This is a genomic window from Microbispora bryophytorum, from assembly GCF_043197435.1.
GTDB lineage: Bacteria > Actinomycetota > Actinomycetes > Streptosporangiales > Streptosporangiaceae > Microbispora > Microbispora bryophytorum.
Genome location: NZ_JBICTF010000005.1, coordinates 183,112 through 207,342, shown reverse-complemented (window position 1 = coordinate 207,342; position 24,231 = coordinate 183,112). Strand labels below are relative to the sequence as shown.

Genomic DNA, 24,231 nt, shown 5'->3' with positions numbered 1-24,231 from the left:
ACATTTGTCCCGCCCAGGGCCGTATCGATCTCTCTACCTGGGCCGGCGTCGCCTGCCTACCGTCGTCCCCATGACCACGAAAACCGCCGACGCCGTCTCCCTGACCTCGGCGACCAAGCGCTTCGGCCCCGTACGGGCCGTGGACGGGCTCACGCTCGCCATCCCCCGAGGTCAGACGGTCGCCCTCCTCGGCCCCAACGGCGCGGGCAAGTCGACCACCATCGCGCTGCTGCTCGGACTGCTGCCGCCCGACTCCGGGCGGGCCGCGCTGTTCGGGCTCGACCCGGAGCAGGCCGTACGGCAGGGCCTGGCGGGCGCGATGCCGCAGGAGGGCGGCCTGATCCCCCGCGTCACGGTCCGCGAGTTGCTGACCTTCGTGTCCGGGACGTACGCCGCTCCCCTCCCCCTCGACCGGGTGCTCGCGCTCGCCCGGATCGAAGACCTGCGCGACCGCCGGGTGGACCGGTTGTCCGGCGGGCAGGCGCAGCGCGTGCGGTTCGCCATGGCGGTGTGCGGCGACCCCGACCTGATCGTCCTCGACGAGCCCACCGCCGCGCTCGACGTGACGGCCCGGCGCGAGTTCTGGAGCGGCATGCGCGGGCTGGCCGGCCAGGGCATGACCATCCTGTTCAGCACCCACTATCTGGACGAGGCCGACGAGCACGCCGACCGCGTCGTCGTGCTCGGCCACGGCCGGGTGATCGCCGACGGCACCAGCGCGGAGGTCAAGCGGGCGGCGGCGCTGACCACGGTGAGCGTGACCGCCGACGGCGAGTCCGCCTGGCTCGCTACCCTGCCGGGCGTGCGCCACATGGAGATCAGGGGCGGCCGGGTCCACCTGCGCAGCGGCGACTCCGACGCCACCGTCATGGCCCTCGCCCGCGCGGGCGCCGTCCGCGACCTGGAGGTCGTCCCGGCCGGCCTGGAGGACGCCTTCGTGGCCCTCACGGCGAAGGAGAACGCGTGATGTGGGGATACGTACGGCTCGAACTGACCAGGTCCATGCGTGACGGCGGCTATGTGATCTTCGCGATCGTGATGCCGGTCGTCATGTACCTCGTCTTCACCAACCTCGGCCTGGCCCCCGGCGACCGGCACGACGCCGCGATCTACACGATGGTGAGCATGGCGGCGTACGGCGCGCTCGGCGGCGCGTTCAACAACGGCAGCGGCATCGCCGAGGACCGCGCGGCGGGATGGCTGCGCCAGTTGCGGCTCACCCCGCTGACCCCCGCCCAGGTCGTGGCCGGGAAGGTCGTCACCGGAGCGGTCGCCGTCGTGCCGAGCATCGCGGCGGTGCTGCTGGCCGGTGTGCTGGTCAACCACGTCACGCTCCCCCCGCAGCGGTGGCTGGCGATCGTCGCGCTCCTGTGGGCGGGCACCGTGCCCTTCTCCCTGCTCGGTCTCGGCAACGGCTACCGCCTGTCGGGTCAGTCCGCGGCGATGGCCAACATCGCGACCATGCTGACGCTGTCGATCCTCGGCGGCCTGTGGGTGCCGGTCGAGAACTTCCCGTCCTGGCTGCGGGCGATCGCCGAGTGGACGCCGTCGAACAGCTACGCGGGCCTGTCCTGGCGGATCGCCTTCGGCGACGTCCCCAGCCTCCGTCAGGTCGTCCTCCTGTCGGCCTGGCTGCTCGTCTTCGGCGTCTACGCGGTGTACGGTTACCGCCGCGCCGGTCGCCGGGCCTGACCGCTAGTGTGACGTTGCCGATGACGACAGAACGCGACACCTGGCTCGACCCGCTGCGGCAGGGCGAGCGCGGCCCCGACGCCAAGGGCATGTACATGTGGGCGGCCGTGACGGCGGCACCCGTGTGGGACATCGCACACGGCCGGTCTCATCCCCTCTGGCTGGCATGGCCGGCCGCGCTGGCCGCCGCCGGGCTGTACGTGGCCACCACGCACTTCGCCTTCACGGACCGGCGGCGTGCGCTGCCGCTGCTGGGGCTGCTCGCGGTGGTGGTCCTGGCGTCCGCCGCCGGGTTCGAGGGCAACTGGCTCTACCTGATCATGATGCTGGCCGTCGCCACCGGGACCACCGTGCGCGGCAAGATCCTGCCGGTGGTGCTGCTCGCCGAGTGCGCCGCCGCTCTGGTCGTGGCCGTACGGGCCGACGCCGACCTCACCGGTGTGCTCTCCATGATCTGGGGCACGTTCACCGCGGGCCTCATTCCGGCGATCATCATCCGGCTGTGGGAGGCCATCCACGAGCTCAAGGCCACCCGCGAGGAGCTGGCCCGGGCCGCAGTGGCCGAGGAGCGGCTGCGTTTCTCCCGCGACCTGCACGACCTGCTCGGACACACCCTTTCGATCATGGTCGTCAAGGCCGAGGCCGTGCGCCGGCTGGCCCGGGTGGACGCGGACGCGTCGGCCGGGCAGGCGGCCGACATCGAGCAGATCGGGCGGCAGGCGCTGACCGAGGTGCGGGCCGCCGTCACCGGTTACCGCGGCAGGGGCCTGGCCGCCGAACTCGACTCCGCCCGCGCCGCGCTCGCGGACGCCGGCATCGAGGCGACCATCCGCACCTCCTCCGTACGGCCCGGTCCCGAGGCCGACGCCCTGCTCGGCTGGGCCGTGCGCGAGGGCGTGACCAATGTCGTACGGCACAGCCGCGCGTCGGCGTGCGAGATCGGCCTGCGCGACGACGGCGGGGTCCTGGTGCTGGAGATCCGCGACGACGGCCCGCCGCAGAAGGCCCACGGGCACGGCAACGGGCTGATCGGCCTGCGTGAGCGGGTGAAGGCCGTCGCCGGCACCGTGGAGACCACGGCGCCGCCGGTCGGCGGCTTCCTGCTCCGGGTGGCCGTGCCGTACGCGGAGGAGGACGGTCAGTGATCAAGGTGCTGCTGGCCGAGGACCAGGGCATGATGCGCGGCGCGCTGGCCCTGCTCCTCGGCCTGGAGGAGGACATCGAGGTCGTCGCCCAGGTCGGCCACGGCGACGAGGTGGTGGACACCGCCCTGCGCACCCGGCCCGACGTGGCCCTGCTGGACATCGAGATGCCGGGCCGCGGCGGGCTGGACAGCGCCGCCGACCTGCGTGAGCGCCTGCCCGGCTGCGCCGTGCTCATCCTCACGACGTTCGGGCGGCCCGGCTACCTGCGCCGCGCCATGGAAGCGGGGGCGCGCGGGTTCCTGGTCAAGGACGGCCCGGTGGAGGATCTCGCCGACGCCGTCCGCCGCGTGCTGCGCGGCGAGCGGGTCATCGACCCCGCGCTCGCGGCGGCCGCGCTCAGCACCGGCCCGAGCCCGCTGACCGACCGGGAGCGGGACGTCCTCGCCGCGGCGGCCGACGGCTCCACGATCTCCGACATCTCGGCCCGTCTCCACCTGTCGGAGAGCACCGTGCGCAACTACCTGTCGTCGGCCATCGGCAAGACCGGCACCAGGAACCGGATCGAGGCCGCCCGCCTGGCCCGCCACAACGGCTGGCTGTAGAGGCTCACTGCACGTCGAACTCGTTGCCCTCGGGGTCGGCCATGGTCACGTGGTGGCTCCCAGGCTCCCTGACGACCTGCAGTACGGTGGCGCCGAGCGCCGTGAGCCGGTCCACCTCGGCGTCCCTGCGCTCGGGGCCCGCGTGCAGGTCGATGTGCAGGCGGTTCTTGCCGGCCTTCGGCTCGGGGACCGCCTGGAAGAGAATTCGGCGGCCGAGCCCGGTGCCGCTGTCCGAATCGACCGGGTCGTCCGGGTGCCGTACCGCCCGCAGCGTCCGGAAGGCCGCGTGGTCGGGGGTCACCGCCTCCTCTCCCACGACGCCGGCGGCCAGGAGCCGGCCGACCAGCACGCTGTTGTCCTCCACCTCGTAGCCCAGTGCCTCGGCCCAGAACGCGGCCTGCGCGTGCGGGTCGGCGCAGTCGACGACGAGCTTCCATTCGAGAGTCATGTAACCCTTTATAGTGGTTACATGAGCCTGACGCTACACCCGCGTGACGGGGTCTCCTTCCGGTTCGATCCGGGCGCCCTCTGCCTGGAGTTCCTCGTGAGCGGCGGCGTGGGGGTCTACGCCCACTACGAGACACTGCACGAGCCGGCCGATCTGGCCCGGTGGGCCGCCGTGTCCCGGCTCGGCCTGGAGGAAGTGGACACGACGGCCGACGAGCTCACCCGCGCCAAAGCCCTGCGCACCGCCCTGTGGGGGCTGGCCGGCGACCGCGTCCACGGCCGCACGCCGAGACCGGCGGACGTGGACGCGGTCAACCGGGCGGCGGCGGCGCCACCGCTGACGCCCGTGATGACGGCGGACGGGCTGCGATCCCGGGTCGCCCCCGCGACCGGGAGCCAGGTGATCGCGACCGTCGCGAGAGACGCGATCGAGCTGTTCACCGGCCCGTACGCGGACCGCGTGCGGGAGTGCGCGGGGGACAACTGCGCGCTCATCTTCGTCGACACCTCACGCCCGGGCAGCAGGCGCTGGTGCTCGATGGAGCGGTGCGGCAACCGCCACAAGGTCCGCGCCCACCGTTCCCGGGAACGCTAGCGTTCGTCTGCGCGCCAGCCACTGTCGAGGACGCGTTTGAGCAGGTCGACGACCATTTTTGATTCCGAAGGGGAGAGGGCGTGCAGTAGTTCGTTCTGGGCGCCGGCGATGAGGGCGCTGAGCCTCTCCAGATGATCTTTCCCCGCGGGGGTGAGCGTGACGATGTTGCGCCGGCCGTCGGCCGGGTCGGGACGCTGCTGCAGAAATCCTTGCTTGACCATCGCGTTCACCCCCGCCACCACATCGCTGCGATCGATTCCGGTGCATCTGCCCAGATCGGCTTGGCTGGATGGGCCGAACTCGTCGAGGGCCGACAGCATCGCGAACTGGCGCCGGGAACTCGTGCCCGCCAGCGCTCGGTCGGTCAGCCGGTTGGCCGCGATCGCGGCCTGATTGATCACCCAACTCGGCAGGGCGAGCAGCCGGGCGGGTGTCGGGTGCGTAGTGCCGTCCACCCTCTCAGGCTAACCGATCGTTGGTGACGCCATCAATTCGATGTATGGTGGGTGGCACCAACATTGGTCGCACCAATAACTGGCCACCACGCAACAAGGAGACTCGGATGACCGTGAACCCCGAATCACGTCCCAGCCTCGGCCGCGCGCTCGGCGAGACCGCACGCCTGATCGGCAAGCTGCACCGCCGCGCCCTCGCGGACTTCGACTCGGACTTCCCCACCTGGATGCTCCTGACCCTGCTCTGGGAGGCGGACGCTCCACTGCCCCTTGACGAGGTGGCGAAGGAACTCGACCGCGGACTGGACCTGTCCGAGCCGGACACCATGCGGGTGCTCGAGCGCGCCGTTGCTGCGGGCCACATCGCGTACCGACCCGAAAGCGCCTCCGTCGAAGCGGAACTCACCGAAGCCGGCGCGGACCACTTCACGGCCCTGTACGCGTATGCGCGCAAGGTCACAGATGCCGTCTTCGAGGGCATCGATCCAGCCGAGCTCGACACTGCTCTCACGGTGGTGCTGGCGGCCAGAGAACGCGCCGCCGCCACACTCGGACGGCTCGCCGGCGCGTAGCGGCCATCTGAGGGCGCGGGCGGTTCCGGCCTCCCTAGGGGTGGAGCACGATTTTGCCGTGCGTGTGCCCCCGTTCCAGCTCGCGGAACGCGTCCCGCACCCGCTCCAGCGGGTAGACGCGGGCGATCGGCACCTCGAGCTCCCCGCGCGCGGCGAGCCTGGCCAGCTCGCCGAGCACGACCGCGCACGCCGCCGCGCCCTCTCCGCAGGTCCGCGCGCCGACCCTGGCCGCGGCCCGCCAGTCGCGGATCGTGTCGATCCGCTCGGGCCGTACGCCCAGCTCCACCGCCAGATCCACGTAGCCGTCGCCGAACGTGTCGATGAAGGCGTCGACGTTCCCGCCGGAGGCCTGCCGGATCCGCTCGGCCACGCCCTGTCCGTACGCGACCGGGACGACGCCGCGATCCTTCAACCAGGCGTGATTCGGCTCGCTCGCCAGCCCGATGACCGTGGCGCCGCGCCGCCGCGCGAGCTGCACGGCAAGGGACCCGACGCCGCCCGCCGCACCGGACACGACGACCGTGTCGGCCGGACCGGGGTCGACCGCGAACACGGTGGCGTACGCGGTCGTGCCGGCCACGTACAACGACCCGGCCACGTCCCAGGGCAGCCCCTTCGGACGCGGGGTCAGATTCACGTCGTCGGCCACGACGAACTCCGCGTGGCTCGCCCTGTTGTGCGTGAAGCCGAGGACCTCGTCGCCCACCGCGACGCCACGCACCTGCGGACCGGCCTCCACCACCACACCGGCCAGATCGCTGCCCTGCCCGGAGGGGAACGTCGCCGGCCAGCGCTCGTGCCGCGCGCCCTTCCGGATCATCACCTCGCCGGGCTGGATCCCGGCCGCGCGGACCTCGACCAGCACCTGCCCGGGGCCGGGCACCGGACGCGCCACCTCCTCCACCCGCAGCACATCGATGCCGCCGTACTCGTGGAACCGCACCGCCTTCATCGCGTGATCACCGCTCTTCCTCGTCGGGGCAAGGCCTTGGGACGGCCACGCCGTCGACTATGCCCTCGCCGGCGAAGGCCCAGGAACGGAGCGGTCTACCTAGGATCGACGGTCCCAGGATGTGCTGAACGAACGGTGATATCACTAGCGATATGGGGATTCACCGCGACGACCTCGCCGATTTCCTGCGCCGGTCCCGGGAGCGGCTGACTCCACGGGACGTCGGACTGGTCGAGGGGCCGAGGCGGCGTACGCCGGGACTGCGCCGCGAGGAGGTCGCGGCACTCGCCGGGATGTCGGCCGACTATTACATGCGGCTCGAACAGGCCAGGAGCCCACAGCCCTCGGTTCAGGTGCTGTCCGCGCTGACGCACGCGCTGCGGCTGACCGCCGACGAGCGCGACCACCTCTACCTGCTCGCCGGGCACCGCCCGCCGGAGGGGGCGCGGGCCGGAGAGTACCTGCGGCCGGGCATGCTGTACCTCCTCGACCGGCTGGACGGCGTTCCGGTCCAGATCCTGAGCGATCTGGGCGACGTGCTGGCGCAGAACGACATGGCGCAGGCGTTGTTCGGGTGCGTGTGCACGGTGGCCCAGGAGGACCGCAACATCGTGCTGCGCTGGTTCACCGAGCCGGACGTGCGCAACCACTTCGCCGCCGAGGAGCACGAGGAGCACTCCCGGCAGCTGGTCGCCGACCTGCGCGCCGCGGTCGCCCGCCGCGGGGACGACGCGGCGGCCCGCACGCTTGTCACGCGGCTCCGCGCGGCCAGCGCCGAGTTCGCGACGCTCTGGGACCGGCACGAGGTCGCGGTGCGCAGGTCACACCCGTACCGGCTCATGCATCCCGAGCTGGGCAGGATCGAGTTCGACTGCGAGGTGCTGGCGACACCTGCCGCGGACCAGCGGCTGCGGGTCTTCACCCCGCCGCCCGGCGGCACCGAGGCGCTCGACATGCTGCGCGTGCTCGGCCCGCAGCACCGGCACGGCACCGCCGCGACGCGTACCTGATCAAGGCATGACGTCGCCCGGCCACCCCTGCGAGCGGTCGCCCCGCTGCCCGGCCAGGGCGCGGTTGACGGCGGCGAGCACCGCCCGGGCGGACGCCGACGCGGCGTCGGTGTCCTCGCCCGCCCCCCAGACGGACGTGTCGCCGACGCGGCACCGGGCGTAGGCGACGGCGCCGCCCTCCGCCGGATGCCCGCCCTGCCAGAGCACCTCCACCGCGATTCCGGACGCCTCCAGCGCGGCGGCGAGGGCCGCCGCCGGTCCGGCGCCCTCGCCCTCGCCCTCGCCCTCGCCCTCGCCCAGCGTGACCGGCCCGTCCTGCGCCATGTAAGCGGCGCGGAACAACCGGAGCAGGTCCTCAGGCGTGGCCTCCCGCCCGCTGCGGTCCGTCGCCTCCTGCACGACGCGGGAGAACTCCGCGCGCAGCGCCTTCGGCAGGTCGAGCCCGTGGTGCGCCTGGAGGAGGTGGGCGATGCCGCCCTTGCCCGACTGGCTGTTGACCCGGATGACTGCCTCGTACGTGCGGCCGACGTCGGCCGGGTCGATCGGCAGGTAGGGCACCGACCAGGGCGCCTCCCCCACCGGCACGCCCCGCTCGGCCGCCGCGCGCTCGTGGTGGGCGAGGCCCTTGCTGATCGCGTCCTGGTGGGTCCCGGAGAAGGCCGTGTAGACCAGGTCTCCGCCGTACGGATGCCGTACGTGGACCGGCAGGCGGTTGCACTCCTCGACGGTCCGCCGGATGACGTCGATGTCGGAGAAGTCCACCATCGGGTCGACGCCCTGCGCGTACAGGTTGAGCGCGAGGGTGACGAGGTCGACGTTCCCGGTGCGCTCGCCGTTGCCGAACAGGCAGCCCTCGACGCGCTGCGCCCCGGCCAGTACGGCGAGCTCCGCGCAGGCCACCCCCGTGCCCCTGTCGTTGTGCGGGTGGACCGAGAGGATGACCGCGTCACGCCGTTCGAGGTGGCGGTGCATGTACTCGATCTGGTCGGCGTACAGGTTCGGCGTGGCGATCTCGACGGTGGCGGGCAGATTGTGGATCACCGGCCGGTCGGGCGAGGCGTCCCACAACCGGGTGAGGCCGTTGCAGACCTCCAGGATGAAGTCGGGCTCGGTGCAGTTGAACACCTCAGGGGAGAACTCGAACCGCAGCGCCGTTGCCGGCATGGCGTCGGCGAGCCGCGCGATGTGCCCGGCGGCCTCCCGGATGAGCGCGTGCAGCCCGGCCCGGTCCTGTCCGAGCACGACGTCGCGCCAGACCGGCGCGGTCGCGGTGTACAGGTGCACCACCGCGCGCGGCATGCCCTGGATGGAGGCGAAGGTCTGCTCGATGAGGTCGCGGCGGGCCGCCGTGAACACCACGGGGGTCACGTCGTCCGGCACCGCGCCGCCTGTGGCCAGGTGACGGACGAAGTCGAAGTCGGTCCGGCTCGACGACGGGTAGCCGACCTCGATCTCCTTGAACCCCATCGCGACGAGGAGGTCGAACATGCGGCGCTTGCGCGGCGTGTCCATCGGCTCGGCCAGCGCCTGGTTGCCGTCGCGCAGGTCCACGGGCACCCACAGGGGGGCCCGCTCGATCCTGCGCCCGGGCCAGGCGCGCCGGATCTCGGGAATCTCGACCCGCTCGTGGGCGGGCCGGTAGCGGTGAGACGGCATCTCGCTGCCCCGCTGGGGATTCCAGGCGGGAGCATCGGCGGGCACCGCGCCTCGCGGGGTGCGAATCGTGGGGAAGACGGTGGTCACGGAGATGGTCCTTTGGTCGGACTGCCGGCGACCGGCGGAACGGCACTCCGCGGCGGGGCGCCGGTCTCGGGTCAAACCCCGCCGCGGCGACTGAGAAGCAGGCCGGAGATACGGCCGAAGGACCAGCGCGGCGACATGGCGGTTAGACTAACCACAGAACAACTCCTCAGACAACCTGAGATCTGACAACCTGAGAGGTGAAAATCCATGGCGCTCGGCGCACTCCGTCGCAGCCCTCTGGTCGACCAGGCCGTCGAGAGCCTGCGCGAGCAGATCGCGGAGGGCCGCTGGCCGGTCGGCACCCGGTTGCCCGGCGAGACGACCCTGGCCACGACCCTGGGCGTGGGCCGTTCCACCGTCCGCGAGGCCCTGCGCGCACTGGCCGGAGCCGGGCTGGTGCAGGCGCGGCAGGGCGCCGGGGTCTTCGTCATCGCCACCAGTCCTGCTGAGGACTGGACGGCCCGCCTGCGCCGTGCCGCCGTGGCCGACGTCTACGAGGTGCGGATGCTGGTCGAGGTGCAGGCCGCCCGGCTGGCGGCGCGGCGCCGTACGCCGGACGACGTGACGGCGCTGCACGCGGCGCTGGAGGCGCGGCGGGCCGCCGCGCGGGAAAGTGACGCCGCCTTCGTCGACGCCGACATCGCTCTGCACGCGGCCGTCGTCGCGGCCGCGCACAACCCGGTGCTGACCGACCTGTTCGCCGAGTTCGTCCCCCGGCTGCGCGAGGGTCTGGTCGCCCTGGTGGACCTGCTCGACCTGCGGGCGGGCGACCCGAACCCGGGAGACCACACCCACGCGGCGTTCGTCGGCGCCGTCGAGCGCGGTGACGCCGACGGCGCGGGCCGCGTGCTGCAGGAGGAACTGGAGCAGACCCTCGGCCGCCTCCGCCGCGCGGGCTGAGTGAACGCGATCAGGGCTCCACGTCGGCGAAGAAGCCCGCGTCGAAGGTTATCTTGGCGAGGGCCTTCTGCCCGTCGGCGTTGGGGTGGAAGTAGTCCCACCCGCTCACCTGCTTGAGGGTGAACGGGTAGGAGAAGACCGCGCCCCCGTCGTAGTGGCAGGCCGGGCCGTAGCTCTCGCATGCCTGCCCGAGCTGCTCGTTGTAGTCCATCACCCGCTCGCGCACCCGGTCGCGCCTGGCCTCGTCCTTCTTCGCGGTGGACTTCGGGTTGGCCAGCATCGACTGGCAGATGTGGCCGATCCCCCAGAAGACGGGCGCCCATCCGTTGGCCTTGCCGACCCGCCACAGGCGCTTGATATCCGGAATGCTCGCGACGTAGACGCGCGCGCCGGTGGGCCGCAGCACGTCGAAGGCCGCGTCAATGTTGCGCCGGAACGCGGTCACGGGGGTCATCTCCTTCTCGGAGCCCACGCAGGCGTCCTGCGCGCCGATCAGGACGGTGACGTAGCCGGCCCCGGCCTGGACGGCCTTGCGCGCCTGCCCGGCCAGGTCGGCGCTGGTCGCCCCCGGGACGGCGAAGTTCAGGTTGTGCCCTTTGATCGCGCTCCCCATGGTGAGCAGGCGGAGATAGTGGCTGTTCACCGACGGCGAGTCGCCCGCGGACCAGGAGCGGGACGTGCAGGCGACGTACCAGCCGCAGGCGTTGAACCCTGCGCTGATCGAGTCGCCCAGCGCCGCCATGACGGCGGGCATCGTACGGGCGTGGGCGCCGGTCGGCACGAGCAGGACGGCCGTGGCCAGGACTGGCGTGATCTTCTTGATCATGGGCACCTCCGGGAGATCAAAGGTAGGGATCGCGTGGAGGTGCGCTCTATCGCCACCAGGGAAGGCGACCCTTCCATGACCAAGTTCCTATCGCGGCTTGACAGGTGGGGCCCGCGAACGCAAGGGGGGCCTGTTGTCGAACACGTTCAGATCCTGCGTAGAGTGAGTCGAGTGAGTGTCGCTCTTATCCGGCCCCTCGTGGTTCGCACGGTCGCGGTGAGCGACCCTGACGATCTGCTGGCGCGTCTGCCCGACGCCGCGCCGTACGCCTGGATCAGACACGGTGAGGGACTCGTGGGCTGGGGGGAGGCGGCACGGGCCGCGGTGCCGGCCGGCCCCGGCCGGTTCGACTGGGCACGCGGCTGGCTCTCCTCGCTGTTCGCGGGGGCGCTCATCGAGGACGAGGTCGGCGTGCCGGGCTCGGGACCGGTCGCCTTCGGCTCCTTCACCTTCGACGGCCACGCCCCGGGGACCGTGCTGGTCGTCCCCCGCGTGGTGCTCGCCCGGCGGGACGGCCGCGCCTGGCTCACCACGATCGGCGACAGCGCCTTCGACCTGTTCTCCCCGCCGAGGGAGCCCGGCCGCATCCGGTACGCCGACGGCTCGCTGACGGCGGCCCAGTGGGAGCACCGGGTCGCGCGAGCCGTACGGCGGATCAAGGACGGCATGCTGGACAAGGTCGTGCTCGCCCGCGACCTGACGGCCGTCGCCGAGCGGGACATCGACCCCCGCGTGCTGCTGGACCGGCTGGCCGAGCGCTACCCCGAGTGCTACACGTTCTCGGTGGACGGGCTGGTCGGCGCGACACCGGAGCTGCTGGTGCGGCACACCGGCCAGGCGGTGGAGTCGCTGGTGCTCGCGGGCACGACGGCGCGGGGCGGCGGCCCGGCCGACGACGCCGCCCGCGGCGCCGCGCTGTACGCCTCGGAGAAGGACCGTCACGAGCACGCCTACGCGGTCGCCTCGGTCCGGGAGGCCCTCGCCCCCCTGTGCTCGACGCTGAACGTCCCCGACGAGCCCGAGCTCCTCGTGCTGTCCAACGTGCAGCATCTGGCCAGCCGGGTCACCGGGCGGCTGTCCGACGGCGCGTCGGTGCTCGACGTGGTGGCGGCCATGCATCCCACGGCCGCCGTCGGCGGGACGCCGACCGGCGCCGCGATCGGCGTCATCCGCGAGCTGGAGGGCATGGACCGCGGGGGCTACGCCGGGCCGGTCGGCTGGATCGACTCGCGCGGCGACGGCGAGTGGGGCATCGCGCTGCGCTGCGCGTACGTCTCGGGCAGGCGCGCCCGGCTGTTCGCCGGCTGCGGCATCATGGCCGAATCGGACCCCGCCGCCGAGCTCGCCGAGGCGCAGGCCAAGCTTCGCGTGATGCGGTACGCCCTGGAAGGGTGACGCGCGTCTCCCCGTCACAACGGCCGAGGTGGGACTCACATCGGCGAGCGAGGTGGGACTCGCGTCAGCGAGCGAGGTGAACGGTGCCGTCGAGCGCGGTCACGGCCCGCCCGGCGGTGACCGCCGCGATCCACTCCTCGAAGACGGGCAGCCGGTCCTCGGCCACCGCCACCTCGAAGGCGACCCGCGCGCCGTAGTCCACCCCGCGTAACGCGTACGGCGAGGCGCGCAGGTCGCTTTCCAGCCTCCCGGCCTGGGCGTGGCCGACCGACACGGTCACGACCGCCGCGGGGACCATCTCGACCACCTCCGCCCGGTCGAGCGTCTCCCCCACCGCGCCGCCGTACGCCCGCGCGAGGCCGCCCGCGCCAAGCAGCACCCCGCCGAAGTAGCGGGTGACCACCGCGGCCACATCGGCGAAGCCGCGCCGGGTGAGCATCTCCAGCATCGGCGTGCCGGCCGTGCCGCCGGGCTCCCCGTCGTCGTCCGCCCTGCGCACGCTCTCCCCCACGACGTACGCCGAGCAGTTGTGGGTCGCGTCGGCGTAGAGCCGCCTGCGCTCGGCGACGAACTCCCGCGCGGCCTCCTCCGTGGCCGCAGGGGCGAGCGCGCAGATGAAACGCGAACGGCGGATCTCGATCTCGTGCTCGACAATGTCCCTGATGGTTCGGTACGGCGCTGCCACGGGATCAGCTTATTCAGCACACCGCCTTTACAAAGTAATGTCGGGTCTTCGTGCACGCGGACGAACATCACACCGTTCTTTGGTGAGACCCGATGAACTATCCCGTTCCCTCCCTGCCGTACCCTCTGCGAGGTGTCAGGCGAACTCCACCAGCACCCCCATCGGTCGAACTGCTGCCCACCCTGCACCGGCTCGGCGTACGGGTCGCCTCGATCGCCCACTGGGGGCGCACGCCGCTGGCGGACGGCAGCGGCGAGGACGCCACCGGTGGCCGGCTGACCCACGCCGAGGTGGCGGCCGTACGCGAGATGGAGCGGCTCGGCATGATCTTCGATGTCTCCCACCTGGGCGCACGCGGGGTCGAGCACGTGCTGGAGCTGGCCACCCGCCCGGTGATGGCGACGCACTCGTCCGCCCGCGCCCTGCGCGACCACCACCGCAACCTCACCGACGACCAGATCCGCGGCGTCGCCGCCACCGGCGGGGTCGTCTGCGTCAACTTCTTCCCGGGCTGGACGGGCCACGCGGGCTGCCCCTGGGCACCGAGGCCCTGCTGCGGCGCGGCCGGTCCGGCGACGAGATGCTGAAGATCCTCGGCGGCAACGTGCGGCGGCTGTTCCTGGCCGAGCTGGGCAGGCCGTTGTGAACCTCTCCGCCATGCTGGCCGACCTGGAGGAGCTCGTCTGCTGCGAGTTGTTCTCCGCCGACCACGAGGCGGTGGCCCGCAGCGCCGCCGTGGTCGCCGACCAGGGGCGCCGCCTGCTCGGCGCGTCTCCCGAGTCGATCGTGGTCGACGGGGTGACGCACCTGCGGTGGAGCTTCGGCGAGCCGCGCGGCTGCTGCTCGGTCACCACGACACGGTCTGGCCGATCGGGTCCCTGCGCACGCGGCCGTGGTCCGTCGGCGGCGGCATCGCGCGGAGGCCCGGCGTGTTCGACATGAAGGCCGGGCTGGTGCAGATGTTCCACGCTGGCCGCGCTGCCCTCCCCCGACGGCGTGTGCGTGCTGGTCACCGGGGACGAGGAGGTCGGGTCGCCGTCCTCCCGCGCCCTGGTCGAGGAGTCGGCGCGCGGTCGCGCCGCCGCCTTCGTGCTGGAGGCGAGCGCGCGGCCCTGACAAACCGGACCTGCGGGAGCCATGTCTGCGCGAGTTGCACGGCATCGAGGAGTTCGAGGAGGTCTGCCGCCTGTTCTGCGGCATCTGACGGCCGGATCCCGGCGGTGCGCCGGTCACGGTGGAGATGCTGCGTGCGCTGTCGCACGCCGGAAACTATGCGGCGGGGGCCTACCTGGACGACCGGTTGGTCGGCGCGTCGGTCGGGTTCGTCGCGGCCCCGCCGCGGCGGACGCTGCACTCTCACATCACCGTGACCCTCACCGGGCGGGGCGTCGGCTTCGCACTGAAGCTGCACCAGCGGCAGTGGGCGCTCGACCGCTGCCTGGAGACGATCACCTGGACGTACGATCCGCTGGTGCGCCGCAACGCCCACTTCAACCTCGCCAAGCTCGGGGCCCGACCCGAGGAATACCTGTCGGCCTTCTACGGCAGCATGGGCGACGCGATCAACGCCGGGGACGAGTCCGACCGGGTGCTCGCCGTCTGGTGCCTAACCTCATCGCCCGTGCTCGCCGCCGTACGGCGTGAGCCGTCCCCGGTGGAGATCCCGCCGGACGCCGTCAGGGGGCTAGACGACGGCGGCCGGCCGGCCCGCCTGCGACGGCTCAGTGCCAGTCGCTGATCTGCACGTCCCGGGGGGCCGGCGCGCCCTCGCCGGTCTCCACCAGGGACTTCAGGCTCATCAGGAACGTGGCCCACTTGGTGCTGCAGTGGTGCATGAACTCCACGGGCTCCTTCCAGCCCTGGTGCTTGAACAGCACGATCGTGTAGTCGCCGTCCTGGCGGAGATCCCAGTCGATCGTCGTCCCGATCCACTCCTCGGGGCCGTCGGCCACCCGCCACGCCACCCGTTCGGACGGACGCAGCTCGACGACCTCCATGTCGAAGCCGCCGGGCGGGAACCGGAACTCGAGCACGCCGCCGACGTCGCCGCTCCCCTTCGTGTCGTCGGTCCACCAGCCGGCGAGGCCCTCGACGGTCGTCAGCGCGTCGTACACCTTCTCCGGCGACCGGGTCTTGACCCCGATCCTGTGCAGAATGTCTGCCATCCTCGGCTCTCCTCGGTCTCGTCAGTCCTGTTGGGTGCGCTGGATCGCCTCGGCGATGCGCTTGATCCGCTGCAGCCGGGCGTCCCACGCCGCCCCTACGGACGACAGCTGGGCCACCGCGCGGGCGAGCTGGGCGTCGTCCACCCGATAGCGCTTCTCCCTGCCCGCCGGTGTCCCCCGGACCAGGCCGGCCCGGTCGAGGACGCCGAGGTGCTTGGCCACCGCCTGACGGGTGACCGGGAGCCGCTGAGCCAGCGAGGTCGCGGTGCCGTCGCCCTCGATGAGCAGCAGGTCGAGCATCCGTCGCCGGGTCGGGTCTCCGATCGCCGACCAGAGGTCGTCGTCGACGTTCTCGGCCGTTGTGGCGCTCACGGCCGCACCCGCAGCGTCGCGACGTACGGCGCCAGCCGCGGCAGGTAGAAGTCCCAGCCGGTGACGTGCTCCCGGTACTGCTGCTCCAGGACGGCGACCTCCCAGCCCATCTCGCGGAAGCCGGACTCGGTCATCCTGAGCAGCGTCCCGCCGCCCGAGGGGGTCAGGTCGAAGGTGACCAGCAGTGAGTTGCCCCCGGCCGCCACCTCGCCGGCCGGGTGCGTCCAGCGGAAGGAGAACGTCCGCGGCGGCCGCACGTCGACGACGGTGAACGCCACCACCGCCCCGCCGGCGTCGCGGTCGCCGAAAACGATCTCCCCCGCCGACCCGGGCGCCGGCTCGTACCGGGCGTCGTCAGGCCACCACTCCTTGAGGTGGTCGGGACTGCTCACCACCTCGAAGACGATCTCCGGCGCCGACTCGATGTAGATCTCGCGCTCGATGGTGCCGAACTCCATGTCAACCTCCTGCAACGTTTGGTTGCACATGAGGCTATCCCGGAGGCCGGCATTTGCGCAACCAACGGTTGCGCATCGCCGGCCCGGCCGGTCTCCACACCGGCGTGTCGACGGTGACCCGCCCCTGCTCGGCCAGCAGCATGATCTGCGTCGCCGCCCACAGCTTCGTTATCGAGCCGATCTGGAAGAGCGAGTCGGAGGTCGCCTCGACGCCGGTGCGACGTTGAGCACCCCGGCGGCGAACTCGTGGACCTCTCCCTCGTGGTTGCCCGAACGCCAGGCGTCCTTTCCCGCCGCCACCAAGTCCACCTCACCAAACCGGCGCATCGCTCGCAGTAGGACTCCGCACAGCGCGCCGCACCTCGAACAGAAAACAGCCGAACTCCACAGCCCGCACGTGGACCAGCGCCGTCTCCGGGTCCTCCAGCAGGGCGTCCAGCAGGATCGACGCCGCGACGGAGTCGGCCGACTGGTGCCCCTCCACGAGGTGCCCGTTCAGAATGGAGCCGTCGGCGCGGTAGGTGCGGAAGACCCGGCGCGGGCCGCCCATCGCGGCCGGATAGCCGGGTCCTGTTTCCGGCTCGGGTCCCTCACACGGCTCCTCGTGGACGAACACCGGCCCGACCTCCTCGTACGCCCCGGGGTCGGCGCCGGTCTCCAGCGCCCAGCGGCGCAGCGGCGCGTAGGCCGCGAGCAGGATCGCCTCTCCAGGCCGGGAGCGGCGCAGGCAGCAGCGCAGCGGGTTGCCGCCCTCCTCCTCGACGATCCGGCGCGGCCGCCGCCCGGCGTCGTCGGTCTTCCTGAGCTGGTCAAGCACGTCGGGCGCGATGGCCCTGATGTCGAACGTCATGCCCTCATCGTGGCCGTACGGCCGTCCGGAGGGCTGGCGGAAAACGGACGACGCGTCAGGAGGCGCTGACGGTCTCCGGCACCGTGTCCTCCTCGCCCGCGGCCTTGGCGGCCTTGCGCTTGAGCCACACGGTGGTGCCCAGGCCGCCCAGGACGGCGACCGCCAGCCCCACCCAGGAGAAGTTCTTCAGCCACTTGTCGGCCACCACGCCCAGGTAGTAGATCGCGGCCGTGGTCCCGCCGGCCCACGCGACGCCACCGAGGACGTTGGCGACCAGAAAGCGCCAGTACGGCATGTGCAGGGCGCCGGCCAGCGGACCGGCGAGGATCCGCAGCAGGGCGACGAAGCGGCCGAAGAACACCGCCCACATGCCGTGGCGGTTGAACACCTGCTCCGCCTTGGCGATGTGCGCGGGGCCGAAGTGCTTGGGGAAGCGCCGTCCCAGCCGGTCGAACAGCGGCCGTCCGCCCTTGCGGCCGATCAGATAGCCGATGGAGTCCCCCACGATCGCGCCGCCGCTCGCGCAGAGCCCGACGACCACGGGGTCCACGACCCCTTTGGCCGACAGCAGCGCGGCGCTCACCAGCACGATCTCACCCGGGAGCGGGATGCCCAGACTCTCCAGCCCGATGACGGCGCCCACGAGCACGTAGACCCAGACGGACGGGATGGTCTGCAGCCACTCGTCGACGTGCATCTCACTCCCTCAACGCGGTAACAGCACCCATTCTGCCGTCGCCCCGGGGGTGAGCCATCCGCCGGAAGGACCAGAGCGGGTCACCCGGGAGAACGACGGGCGTGCCCCGCCCCCGTCCGGGAGGCGGTCAGTCGCGCATCGCCGCGCGCACGGCTTCGCGCATCGCGGCGTGGACGGCCGCGTTGCTCACCCGGTCGGTGCGCGCCTCCACGATGCGCAGGCCGTCCCCCTTGATCGCCCTGGACAGCTCCTCCGGGTCCTCGACCAGTGTGTACGGCAGGCCGCTCGCGGCGGCCAGGTAGCCGATGTCCACCCCGTGGGGCGTGCCGAAGACCCGCTCGAACGGGTCCTCCAGCGCGGCCTGCGGCAGCAGGGAGAAGATCCCCCCGCCGTCGTTGTTCACCACCATCAGGCACAGGTCGGGCCGGGGCTCGCGCGGCCCGAGAATCAGTCCGTTCTGGTCGTGCAGCAGCGTGAGGTCGCCGATCAGCGCGTACGCCGGGCCGTTGTGGGCGAGCGCCGCCCCGACGGCGGCGGAGACCAGGCCGTCGATGCCCGACGCGCCCCGGTTGGCCATCAGCCGCAGCCCCCGCCGGGGGCGCATGGCCTGGTCGAGGTCGCGGATCGGCATGGAGGACCCGCAGAACAGCAGCGAGCCGTTGGGCACCACCTCGGCGAGGTCCCTGGCCAGCCGCGGCTCGGTCAGCCCGGAGGAGTCGAGAACGTCGTCGATCGCCTCGCGGGCCACGTGGTCGGCGTGCCGCCAGGCGCGCAGCCAGGCGTCCCCTCCGGCCGCGATCGGGATCTCCACGGCCTGGGCCACCTGCGTCGCCGAGCGGGTCGGGTCGGGCCACCGGGTCAGGTCGGGGGCGACCACGATGTGCTCGTCGGCCCGGCGCAGCCACGACAGCAGGGGGCGTGACAGTCCGGGGCGGCCGAGGGTGACCACGACGTCGGGCCGGTGGGCGTCGGCCCACTCCTGGTCGCCGAGGAGGAAGTGGTAGGTCGAGACGGCGTGGTCGCCGTACCGGCCGCCGCCGTTGGGCTCCGACAGCACGGGCCAGCCCGCCATGCCGGCGGCCGCGACGTATCGCCGCACGTTGACGGCGCCGTCGCCGACGACCAGCACTCCGCGCCGGGTCGGCGGGATGTGCAGGGCGGCGGAGGGCGGCGCAACCCGTGCCCGGAACCACGCGCCGGAGGCGCCGCCGTCCAGCGGCTCGCACCAGCTCGCGTCGCCGTCGGGGATCAGCGGCTCGCGGAAGGCCACGTTGAGGTGGACGGGCCCGGGGTCCGGCGGCCCGGCGGCGCGCTGGCAGGCCCGGCACACCAGCGACCGCCAGTAGGCCACCTGGCCCGGCCGCTCCTCGGGCACCCCGACCTCGGCGAACCAGCGCACGGCCGAGCCGTACAGCTTGACCTGGTCGATCGTCTGGTTGGCACCGGTGCCGCGCAGCTCGGGCGGCCGGTCGGCGGTCAGCAGGAGCAGCGGAACGCCCGACTCGGACGCCTCGATCACGGCGGGGTGGAAGTTGGCCGCCGCCGTGCCCGAGGTGCAGATCAGGGCCACCGGCCGCTCGGACCGCTTGGCCAGGCCGAGCGCGAGGTACGAGGCCGAACGCTCGTCGAAGCGCACGTGCAGCCGCACCCGCGACTCGGCGTGCGCGGCGAGCGCCAGCGGCGCGGACCGGGAGCCCGGGGCGAGCACCACGTCGGTGACCCCGCAGCGCACCAGTTCGTCGATCAGGACGGTCGAAAGAGCGGTCGCCGGGTTCACTGCCGCGCCCCCAGAACGCCCCGGCCGGCCCGGTTCCTGTCCACCCGCCCGTCTCCTCCCGTTCTCGGAGCCGCAAGCGTACGGCAAAACGGAGAGGCCCCCGTCATCGCGCGGCCCTCTACGGGCGGCGGGGGAACTTCGAGAAGTCCGGCTTGCGCTTCTCCTTGAACGCGTCGCGGCCCTCCTGGGCCTCCTCGCTCATGTAGTAGATGAGCGTCGCGTCGCCGGCGAACTGCTGCATGCCGGCCGCGCCGTCGGTCACCGCGTTGAGCGCGCCCTTGAGCATGCGCAGCGCGAGAGGCGACTTCTCCAGCAGCTCGCGGGCCCACTGGACGGTCTCCTCCTCCAGGCGCTCCAACGGCACCACCGCGTTGACCAGGCCCCACTGGAGCGCGGTCTGGGCGTCGTACTGACGGCACAGGTACCAGATCTCGCGGGCCCGCTTGAGGCCGACGGTCTCGGCGAGCAGCCAGGAGCCGTATCCCCCGTCGAACGAGCCCACCTTGGGGCCGGTCTGGCCGAACTTCGCGTTGTCGGCGGCGATCGTCAGGTCGCAGCAGACGTGCAGCACGTGGCCGCCGCCGATGGCGTAGCCCGCCACCATGGCGATGACCGGCTTGGGGCAGCGGCGGATCTGCACCTGCAGGTCCAGGACGTTGAGCCGGCCGATGCCGTGGGTCTTGTCGTCCACGTAGCCGTCGTCGCCGCGGATCTTCTGGTCGCCGCCGGAGCAGAACGCCCTGTCCCCGGCTCCGGTGAAGATGATCACACCGACCTCGGTGTCCTCCTGAGCCCGGTTGAAGGCCTCGCGGAGCTCGAACAAGGTCGTGGGCCGGAAGGCGTTGTGCCGCTCGGGGCGGTTGATGGTGATCTTCGCCATCCCCTCCGCGGTCTCGTAGATGATGTCCTCGTACTCGCCCGACCGCTTCCAGTCGACCCCGCTCGTCACACCCGCTCCTATCGTCATCAACCAGGCGTCGTCACCAACCAGGCGTCGTCCTCAATCAGGCGCCGGGACTAACCTTACGACCGTGCTCAGCCGTCCAGGACACCGCCCAAGACAGCGACCCGTGCACGCCCTCGTCCTGCCTCCGGGGCCCGCTCTGTCCGACGCCGTACGGCAGGCCCTGACCGGCGACGGCCCCGCCGTGCTGCCGCTGTCGCCCGACCTGCCGCGACCCGCGCTCGAGGCGACGCTTGAGGCGCTGCGCCCCACCCACGTCGTCACCGCCGACGGCGTGCGGCGCGAGCCGGACGGTGAGCCGTCCGACGCCGCGCTGATCATCGCGACCTCCGGCTCCACCGGCGCCCCGAAGGGGGTCGAACTGACGGCCGAGGCGCTGCTCGCCTCGGCCCGCGCCTCGCTGGCCAGGCTCGGAGCCCGCGAGGGCGACCGCTGGTTGTGCTGCCTGCCGCCGTCGCACATCTCGGGCGCGCAGGTGCTCGTCCGGTCGCTGCTGTGCGGCACCGAGCCGATCGTCCACGCGCGTTTCTCCCCCGGCGAGGTCGCCACGAGCGGGGCGGACCACGTCTCGCTGGTCCCCACCCAGCTGCGGCGGATGCTGGACGCGGGAGCCGATGTGGCGGCCTTCGGCACGATCCTGCTCGGCGGGGCCGCCGCCCCCCAGGGCCTGCTGGCCGAGGCCCGCGCGGCGGGGGCCAGGATCGTCACCACGTACGGCTCCAGCGAGACGAGCGGCGGCTGCGTGTACGACGGCCTGCCGCTCGACGGAGTCGAGGTCAAGATCGGCGGCGATGGACGGGTGCGGATCGCGGGCCCGGTGCTGTTCTCGGGTTACCGCCTGCGCGAGGAGCGGCCCTTCGAGGGCGGCTGGTTCGTCACCTCCGACCTGGGCTCGATCGAGGACGGACGGCTCACCGTGCTGGGCCGGGCCGACGACGTGATCAACACCGGCGGCCGCAAGGTCGTGGCCGGCTCGGTCGCCGAGGTCCTGGCCGGGCATCCGGCCGTACGCGACGTCGTTGTGGTGGGCCGGCACGACCCCGAGTGGGGCGAGATCCTGGTCGCCGTCGTGGTCCCCCGCGATGGCGGCGAGGTCACGCTCGGCGAGCTGAGGGCGTTCGCCAAGGAGCGGCTGCCCGCCTACGCCGCGCCGCGCGCCGTCGAGTTGGTGTCCCGGATACCGCTCCTGCCGAACGGCAAACCCGATATGGTCGAACTCAAGAACCGGAACCGCGGATGACCTTCGTGCGTCTGTAAGAGCAGGGGGAAGGGGACGCCGCATGCAACCGATCCGCCTCACGCCGGCCCACAAGATGATGGCCTCCGCCGTGCTCGTCGGCGTCGTCATCGTGGGCGGGGCGTCGGTCACGGCCGCCGCCTTCGCCGGCCGCCTGGACGACGTCGCGAAGGTGGGCGACGCCCCCGCCGCCAAGCTCGGCCCGGCGGCGGGCGGCCACGGGAGCTCGGTCGAGGTCTCCCCCGGCGATCCCGGCCACGACGACCCCACCGGGCCGCGGTCCGGATCCGAGGTCGACCCCGACGTGGTGCTGAAGGAGCTCACGGACGACCCGGACGGGGTCGCCGACTATTGGACAGACGAGCGCATCCAGGGGGCGAATCCCCTGCCGGTGCCCCAGGTCAGCGTCAGCATCATCCCCAACTGAACGGCCCATCCGGGCGAACCTGACAACCTCCCCCGCGAGGTGAGGGAACAAACCGGGCACGAGAGCGTTATTGATACTGGTGCGCTGAGCCGCCGGACGCCGCGCCCCGATCGCAAGCATCAGACCGCGAACCAACCATGAACTCCGCAAGGAGGAGGTGTCCTCATGCCCCGGACCGCCGTGGCGGCCTCGCCCGAGCGCGAGGCGACCCCGACGACGCTCGACCTGCTCTTGGAGCGAGGCCGCGCACAGGGTCGCCTTTCCCTGCCGGAGCTGCGCGAGGCCTTCGCCAAGGCCGGCGTCAGCCCCGTCGAGGGCCGCTCGATTCTGCGCGAGCTCACGGAGGCGGGCGTGAACCTGGCCGCCGACAGCGGCCCGGACAGCGGCCCGGACAGCGAGCCGGTCGCGCAGACCGAGGCGGCAGCCGAGACGGGCGCGGGGGCTCCCCCCGCGACGCCGGCCAGGAAGTCCCGCCGGGCCGCCCAGGCCGCGGCGCAGGCCGCGAAGAACGGGCCGGCCGCCAGGAGCGCGGCGAAGAAGACGGCCAAGGCCGCCGCCGAGGAGCCGCACGACGAGGAGCCGCAGGCCGACGAGGCCGAGGTGGAGGACGGCGGGACGCTCGACCTCGACGACACCTCCTCGGTCATGGGCGACTCGGTCCACACCTACCTGAAGTCCATCGGCCGCCGCACCCTGCTCACCGCCGCCCAGGAGGTGGAGCTGGCCAAGCGGATCGAGGCCGGGCTGTACGCCGAGTACAAGCTGGAGACCGGGCTCGATAACGGCGAGCACCTGCCCCCGCACGTGCGCGAGGACCTGGAGTGGGTCATCGAGGACGGCCGGCGGGCCAAGGACCACATGCTGGAGGCCAACCTCCGCCTGGTCGTCTCGGTGGCCAAGAAGTACACCGACCGGGGCATGGCCCTGCTCGACGTCGTGCAGGAGGGCAACCTCGGCCTGATCCGCGCCGTCGAGAAGTTCGACTACACCAAGGGCTACAAGTTCTCGACGTACGCCATGTGGTGGATCCGGCAGGCCATCCAGCGCGGCTTCGCCGACTCGGCCCGGACGATCCGGCTGCCCGTCCACGTGCTGGAGATGCTGTCGAAGCTGTCGCGCGTCGAGCGTGACATGCACCAGCGGCTCGGCCGGGAGCCCACGCCGGAGGAGCTGGCCGCCGAGCTGGACAAGACTCCGGACCAGATCGAGGAGCTGCTGCGCACCAGCCGGCAGCCGATCAGCCTCGACTCGACCATCGGCGAGGACGGCGAGACGCGTATCGGCGACCTCATCGAGGACGTCGACTCCCCCGAGGCGTCCGAGGTCGTGGACCGTCAGCTGCTGGCCGAGCAACTCAAGGGCGTGCTGAGCAACCTGTCGCCGCGCGAGGCCAAGATCATGAGCCTGCGCTTCGGCCTGGCCGACGGCAAGCCGCACACGCTGGACGAGATCGGCAAGCACCTGGGCCTGACCCGTGAGCGGATCCGCCAGCTTGAGAAGGAGTCGCTGTCCAAGCTGCGCCACCCGAGCAACACCCGCCCGCTGCTCGACTGGGCTAGCTGACATTCGGGCCAGCTGAGATTCTGGCCGGCTGAGATTCGGGCCGGCTGATCCGGATACTCGTACGGTCCGCACCCCTGGGGGTGCGGGCCGTACTGCTGCGTGCGCTCAGTGGCCGGCGGCGGCCAGGCCCTTGCGCACGTCGCGCGGGGTCAGGCGGGCGGGGTCGCCCGTCTTGGAGGCGCGGGGCACCCGCGGGATGCCGCTGAGGCGGTGCGCCTCGCGCAGCGTGCGCAGACGGTTCACCTCGTCGGTCCACAGCGCGCCGTCGGGGGTGGCCTTCGCCTTGCGCCGGGCGATCCTGCTGTCGTAGGACTTCACGCCGAAAGTGGCGCGCTGGCCCGCCTCCGCCGCGCGCAGCCCCTCGGTCAGGGCGGCGTCGAAGCCCAGGGCCGCCTCACGCAGCTCAGGGAGCGGCGCGCCCGCCGCCTTCGCCTCCTGGAACCGCCGCTGCGCCACCCGGACCTTCTCCAGCACGTGGTCGAAGTCCTTCCGGATCTCCAGATCCGCGTGGTAGCGGACCTCCGCCTCCCGGCTCACCCGCGGACGGAAAAACGCCATCGTCAGCCCCTTCGGTATCGAACTCGCGCGATCGGACGCGCGCAATCGAACTCGCGTCGCAGTCCGTAGCGTACGCGCTCCGCGCGGGCACCCGCACCGCAGGGTGCGCCCCCCTTTACATAGTAAGGATCAGTATGGCAGCAT

30 protein-coding genes are annotated in these 24,231 nt (G+C 72.3%); 15 read left to right on the top strand and 15 right to left on the bottom strand.

Annotated elements, in window-relative coordinates:
- The first annotated feature begins 70 nt into the window (after positions 1-70).
- Genes ACGFIB_RS18335 through ACGFIB_RS18320 form a run of 4 tightly spaced genes read left to right on the top strand, consistent with a single transcriptional unit; the run spans position 71 to position 3,439 of the window.
- On the top strand, positions 71-967 hold the full coding sequence (locus ACGFIB_RS18335; RefSeq protein ID WP_142574285.1) for an ABC transporter ATP-binding protein: 897 nt from the start codon (positions 71-73) through the stop codon (positions 965-967).
- Positions 967-1,692 (top strand): ABC transporter permease, encoded by a 726-nt coding sequence (locus ACGFIB_RS18330; RefSeq protein ID WP_142574324.1) that lies wholly within the window; start codon positions 967-969, stop codon positions 1,690-1,692. The genes ACGFIB_RS18335 and ACGFIB_RS18330 overlap by 1 nt, the downstream gene beginning before the upstream one ends.
- 20 nt (positions 1,693-1,712) lie before the next feature.
- Positions 1,713-2,837: a sensor histidine kinase gene (locus tag ACGFIB_RS18325; RefSeq protein ID WP_393373181.1), complete on the top strand. Its 1,125-nt coding sequence runs from the start codon at positions 1,713-1,715 to the stop codon at positions 2,835-2,837.
- Positions 2,834-3,439: a response regulator transcription factor gene (locus tag ACGFIB_RS18320; protein ID WP_357247280.1), complete on the top strand. Its 606-nt coding sequence runs from the start codon at positions 2,834-2,836 to the stop codon at positions 3,437-3,439. Before ACGFIB_RS18325 ends, ACGFIB_RS18320 begins: the two co-directional genes overlap by 4 nt.
- A gap of 4 nt (positions 3,440-3,443) precedes the next feature.
- On the opposite strand, the gene ACGFIB_RS18315 is transcribed toward ACGFIB_RS18320, so the two are convergent.
- Positions 3,444-3,887, bottom strand: coding sequence for a VOC family protein (locus ACGFIB_RS18315; protein ID WP_393373178.1), 444 nt, complete (start codon positions 3,885-3,887; stop codon positions 3,444-3,446).
- A 21-nt stretch (positions 3,888-3,908) separates the two neighbouring features.
- Here ACGFIB_RS18315 and ACGFIB_RS18310 point away from each other — a divergent pair, with 21 nt between their 5' ends.
- Positions 3,909-4,481: a CGNR zinc finger domain-containing protein gene (locus ACGFIB_RS18310; RefSeq protein ID WP_357247276.1), complete on the top strand. Its 573-nt coding sequence runs from the start codon at positions 3,909-3,911 to the stop codon at positions 4,479-4,481.
- Here ACGFIB_RS18310 and ACGFIB_RS18305 read toward each other — a convergent pair.
- Entirely contained in the window at positions 4,478-4,936 is a 459-nt protein-coding gene (locus ACGFIB_RS18305; protein WP_191053684.1) for a MarR family winged helix-turn-helix transcriptional regulator, read from the bottom strand. The two genes, ACGFIB_RS18310 and ACGFIB_RS18305, sit on opposite strands and share 4 nt — an antisense overlap.
- A 107-nt stretch (positions 4,937-5,043) precedes the next feature.
- Between ACGFIB_RS18305 and ACGFIB_RS18300 the strand changes: the two genes are divergently transcribed.
- The gene (locus tag ACGFIB_RS18300; RefSeq protein WP_393373174.1) at positions 5,044-5,508 is read left to right on the top strand and encodes a MarR family winged helix-turn-helix transcriptional regulator; all 465 of its coding nucleotides are present in this window, start codon (positions 5,044-5,046) and stop codon (positions 5,506-5,508) included.
- A 34-nt stretch (positions 5,509-5,542) separates the two neighbouring features.
- Here the strand turns inward: ACGFIB_RS18300 and ACGFIB_RS18295 are convergent, their stop codons facing one another.
- Entirely contained in the window at positions 5,543-6,460 is a 918-nt protein-coding gene (locus tag ACGFIB_RS18295; RefSeq protein WP_393373171.1) for an NADP-dependent oxidoreductase, read from the bottom strand.
- A gap of 152 nt (positions 6,461-6,612) precedes the next feature.
- Between ACGFIB_RS18295 and ACGFIB_RS18290 the strand changes: the two genes are divergently transcribed.
- Entirely contained in the window at positions 6,613-7,470 is an 858-nt protein-coding gene (locus ACGFIB_RS18290) for a helix-turn-helix transcriptional regulator (RefSeq protein WP_393373168.1), read from the top strand.
- Here ACGFIB_RS18290 and ACGFIB_RS18285 read toward each other — a convergent pair whose 3' ends face one another.
- A complete protein-coding gene (locus ACGFIB_RS18285) occupies positions 7,471-9,126 on the bottom strand; it encodes a 2-isopropylmalate synthase (protein WP_393374116.1) in 1,656 nt (551 codons plus the stop codon).
- 294 nt (positions 9,127-9,420) lie between these two features.
- Between ACGFIB_RS18285 and ACGFIB_RS18280 the strand changes: the two genes are divergently transcribed.
- Positions 9,421-10,113 carry a FadR/GntR family transcriptional regulator gene (locus ACGFIB_RS18280; protein ID WP_191053688.1) on the top strand — a complete coding sequence of 231 codons (693 nt, stop codon included), beginning with the start codon at positions 9,421-9,423 and terminating at the stop codon, positions 10,111-10,113.
- Between the two features lie 10 nt (positions 10,114-10,123).
- Here ACGFIB_RS18280 and ACGFIB_RS18275 read toward each other — a convergent pair whose 3' ends face one another.
- The gene (locus ACGFIB_RS18275; protein ID WP_142574276.1) at positions 10,124-10,939 is read right to left on the bottom strand and encodes an SGNH/GDSL hydrolase family protein; all 816 of its coding nucleotides are present in this window, start codon (positions 10,937-10,939) and stop codon (positions 10,124-10,126) included.
- A gap of 171 nt (positions 10,940-11,110) precedes the next feature.
- Between ACGFIB_RS18275 and ACGFIB_RS18270 the strand changes: the two genes are divergently transcribed.
- Positions 11,111-12,334, top strand: coding sequence for an isochorismate synthase (locus ACGFIB_RS18270; protein ID WP_357247257.1), 1,224 nt, complete (start codon positions 11,111-11,113; stop codon positions 12,332-12,334).
- A 64-nt stretch (positions 12,335-12,398) separates the two neighbouring features.
- On the opposite strand, the gene ACGFIB_RS18265 is transcribed toward ACGFIB_RS18270, so the two are convergent.
- Complete coding sequence (locus ACGFIB_RS18265) at positions 12,399-13,019, bottom strand: IMPACT family protein (RefSeq protein ID WP_357164023.1); 621 nt, start codon at positions 13,017-13,019, stop codon at positions 12,399-12,401.
- 92 nt (positions 13,020-13,111) lie between these two features.
- Between ACGFIB_RS18265 and ACGFIB_RS18260 the strand changes: the two genes are divergently transcribed.
- The 3 genes from ACGFIB_RS18260 (at position 13,112) to ACGFIB_RS18250 (ending at position 14,757) form a co-directional block, all read left to right on the top strand.
- Complete coding sequence (locus ACGFIB_RS18260; RefSeq protein WP_393373163.1) at positions 13,112-13,606, top strand: dipeptidase; 495 nt, start codon at positions 13,112-13,114, stop codon at positions 13,604-13,606.
- Positions 13,607-13,661: 55 nt separating this feature from the next.
- Positions 13,662-13,961 carry a hypothetical protein gene (locus ACGFIB_RS18255; protein WP_393373160.1) on the top strand — a complete coding sequence of 100 codons (300 nt, stop codon included), beginning with the start codon at positions 13,662-13,664 and terminating at the stop codon, positions 13,959-13,961.
- A gap of 292 nt (positions 13,962-14,253) precedes the next feature.
- Entirely contained in the window at positions 14,254-14,757 is a 504-nt protein-coding gene (locus tag ACGFIB_RS18250) for a hypothetical protein (RefSeq protein ID WP_393373157.1), read from the top strand.
- Here the strand turns inward: ACGFIB_RS18250 and ACGFIB_RS18245 are convergent.
- The 8 genes from ACGFIB_RS18245 to menB all read right to left on the bottom strand — a co-directional run bounded on the left by ACGFIB_RS18245 (position 14,741) and on the right by menB (position 20,287).
- Complete coding sequence (locus ACGFIB_RS18245) at positions 14,741-15,184, bottom strand: SRPBCC family protein (RefSeq protein ID WP_357247246.1); 444 nt, start codon at positions 15,182-15,184, stop codon at positions 14,741-14,743. The genes ACGFIB_RS18250 and ACGFIB_RS18245 overlap by 17 nt on opposite strands.
- Positions 15,185-15,205: 21 nt before the next feature.
- Positions 15,206-15,556 (bottom strand): ArsR/SmtB family transcription factor, encoded by a 351-nt coding sequence (locus ACGFIB_RS18240; protein ID WP_142574271.1) that lies wholly within the window; start codon positions 15,554-15,556, stop codon positions 15,206-15,208.
- Complete coding sequence (locus ACGFIB_RS18235) at positions 15,553-16,014, bottom strand: SRPBCC family protein (RefSeq protein WP_142574321.1); 462 nt, start codon at positions 16,012-16,014, stop codon at positions 15,553-15,555. Before ACGFIB_RS18235 ends, ACGFIB_RS18240 begins: the two co-directional genes overlap by 4 nt.
- Before the next feature lie 34 nt (positions 16,015-16,048).
- Positions 16,049-16,195 carry a hypothetical protein gene (locus ACGFIB_RS18230; protein WP_393374113.1) on the bottom strand — a complete coding sequence of 49 codons (147 nt, stop codon included), beginning with the start codon at positions 16,193-16,195 and terminating at the stop codon, positions 16,049-16,051.
- Between the two features lie 129 nt (positions 16,196-16,324).
- On the bottom strand, positions 16,325-16,864 hold the full coding sequence (locus tag ACGFIB_RS18225) for a DUF1203 domain-containing protein (RefSeq protein WP_393373153.1): 540 nt from the start codon (positions 16,862-16,864) through the stop codon (positions 16,325-16,327).
- A 55-nt stretch (positions 16,865-16,919) separates the two neighbouring features.
- Positions 16,920-17,561 carry a DedA family protein gene (locus ACGFIB_RS18220; RefSeq protein ID WP_357247237.1) on the bottom strand — a complete coding sequence of 214 codons (642 nt, stop codon included), beginning with the start codon at positions 17,559-17,561 and terminating at the stop codon, positions 16,920-16,922.
- Between the two features lie 127 nt (positions 17,562-17,688).
- Positions 17,689-19,338: a 2-succinyl-5-enolpyruvyl-6-hydroxy-3-cyclohexene-1-carboxylic-acid synthase gene (menD, locus tag ACGFIB_RS18215; protein ID WP_357247234.1), complete on the bottom strand. Its 1,650-nt coding sequence runs from the start codon at positions 19,336-19,338 to the stop codon at positions 17,689-17,691.
- A 118-nt stretch (positions 19,339-19,456) separates the two neighbouring features.
- Positions 19,457-20,287, bottom strand: coding sequence for a 1,4-dihydroxy-2-naphthoyl-CoA synthase (gene menB / locus ACGFIB_RS18210; RefSeq protein ID WP_191053697.1), 831 nt, complete (start codon positions 20,285-20,287; stop codon positions 19,457-19,459).
- Between the two features lie 121 nt (positions 20,288-20,408).
- Between menB and ACGFIB_RS18205 the strand changes: the two genes are divergently transcribed.
- From ACGFIB_RS18205 to ACGFIB_RS18195, 3 genes are all read left to right on the top strand, one after another.
- Positions 20,409-21,542, top strand: a complete 1,134-nt coding sequence (locus ACGFIB_RS18205; RefSeq protein WP_393373149.1) for an AMP-binding protein — start codon at positions 20,409-20,411, stop codon at positions 21,540-21,542.
- Between the two features lie 40 nt (positions 21,543-21,582).
- Positions 21,583-21,966: a hypothetical protein gene (locus ACGFIB_RS18200; RefSeq protein WP_142574266.1), complete on the top strand. Its 384-nt coding sequence runs from the start codon at positions 21,583-21,585 to the stop codon at positions 21,964-21,966.
- 165 nt (positions 21,967-22,131) lie between these two features.
- Entirely contained in the window at positions 22,132-23,529 is a 1,398-nt protein-coding gene (locus tag ACGFIB_RS18195) for an RNA polymerase sigma factor (protein WP_357261914.1), read from the top strand.
- A gap of 105 nt (positions 23,530-23,634) precedes the next feature.
- Here the strand turns inward: ACGFIB_RS18195 and ACGFIB_RS18190 are convergent, their stop codons facing one another.
- Positions 23,635-24,087, bottom strand: a complete 453-nt coding sequence (locus ACGFIB_RS18190; RefSeq protein WP_393373146.1) for a hypothetical protein — start codon at positions 24,085-24,087, stop codon at positions 23,635-23,637.
- Positions 24,088-24,231: the final 144 nt, after the last annotated feature.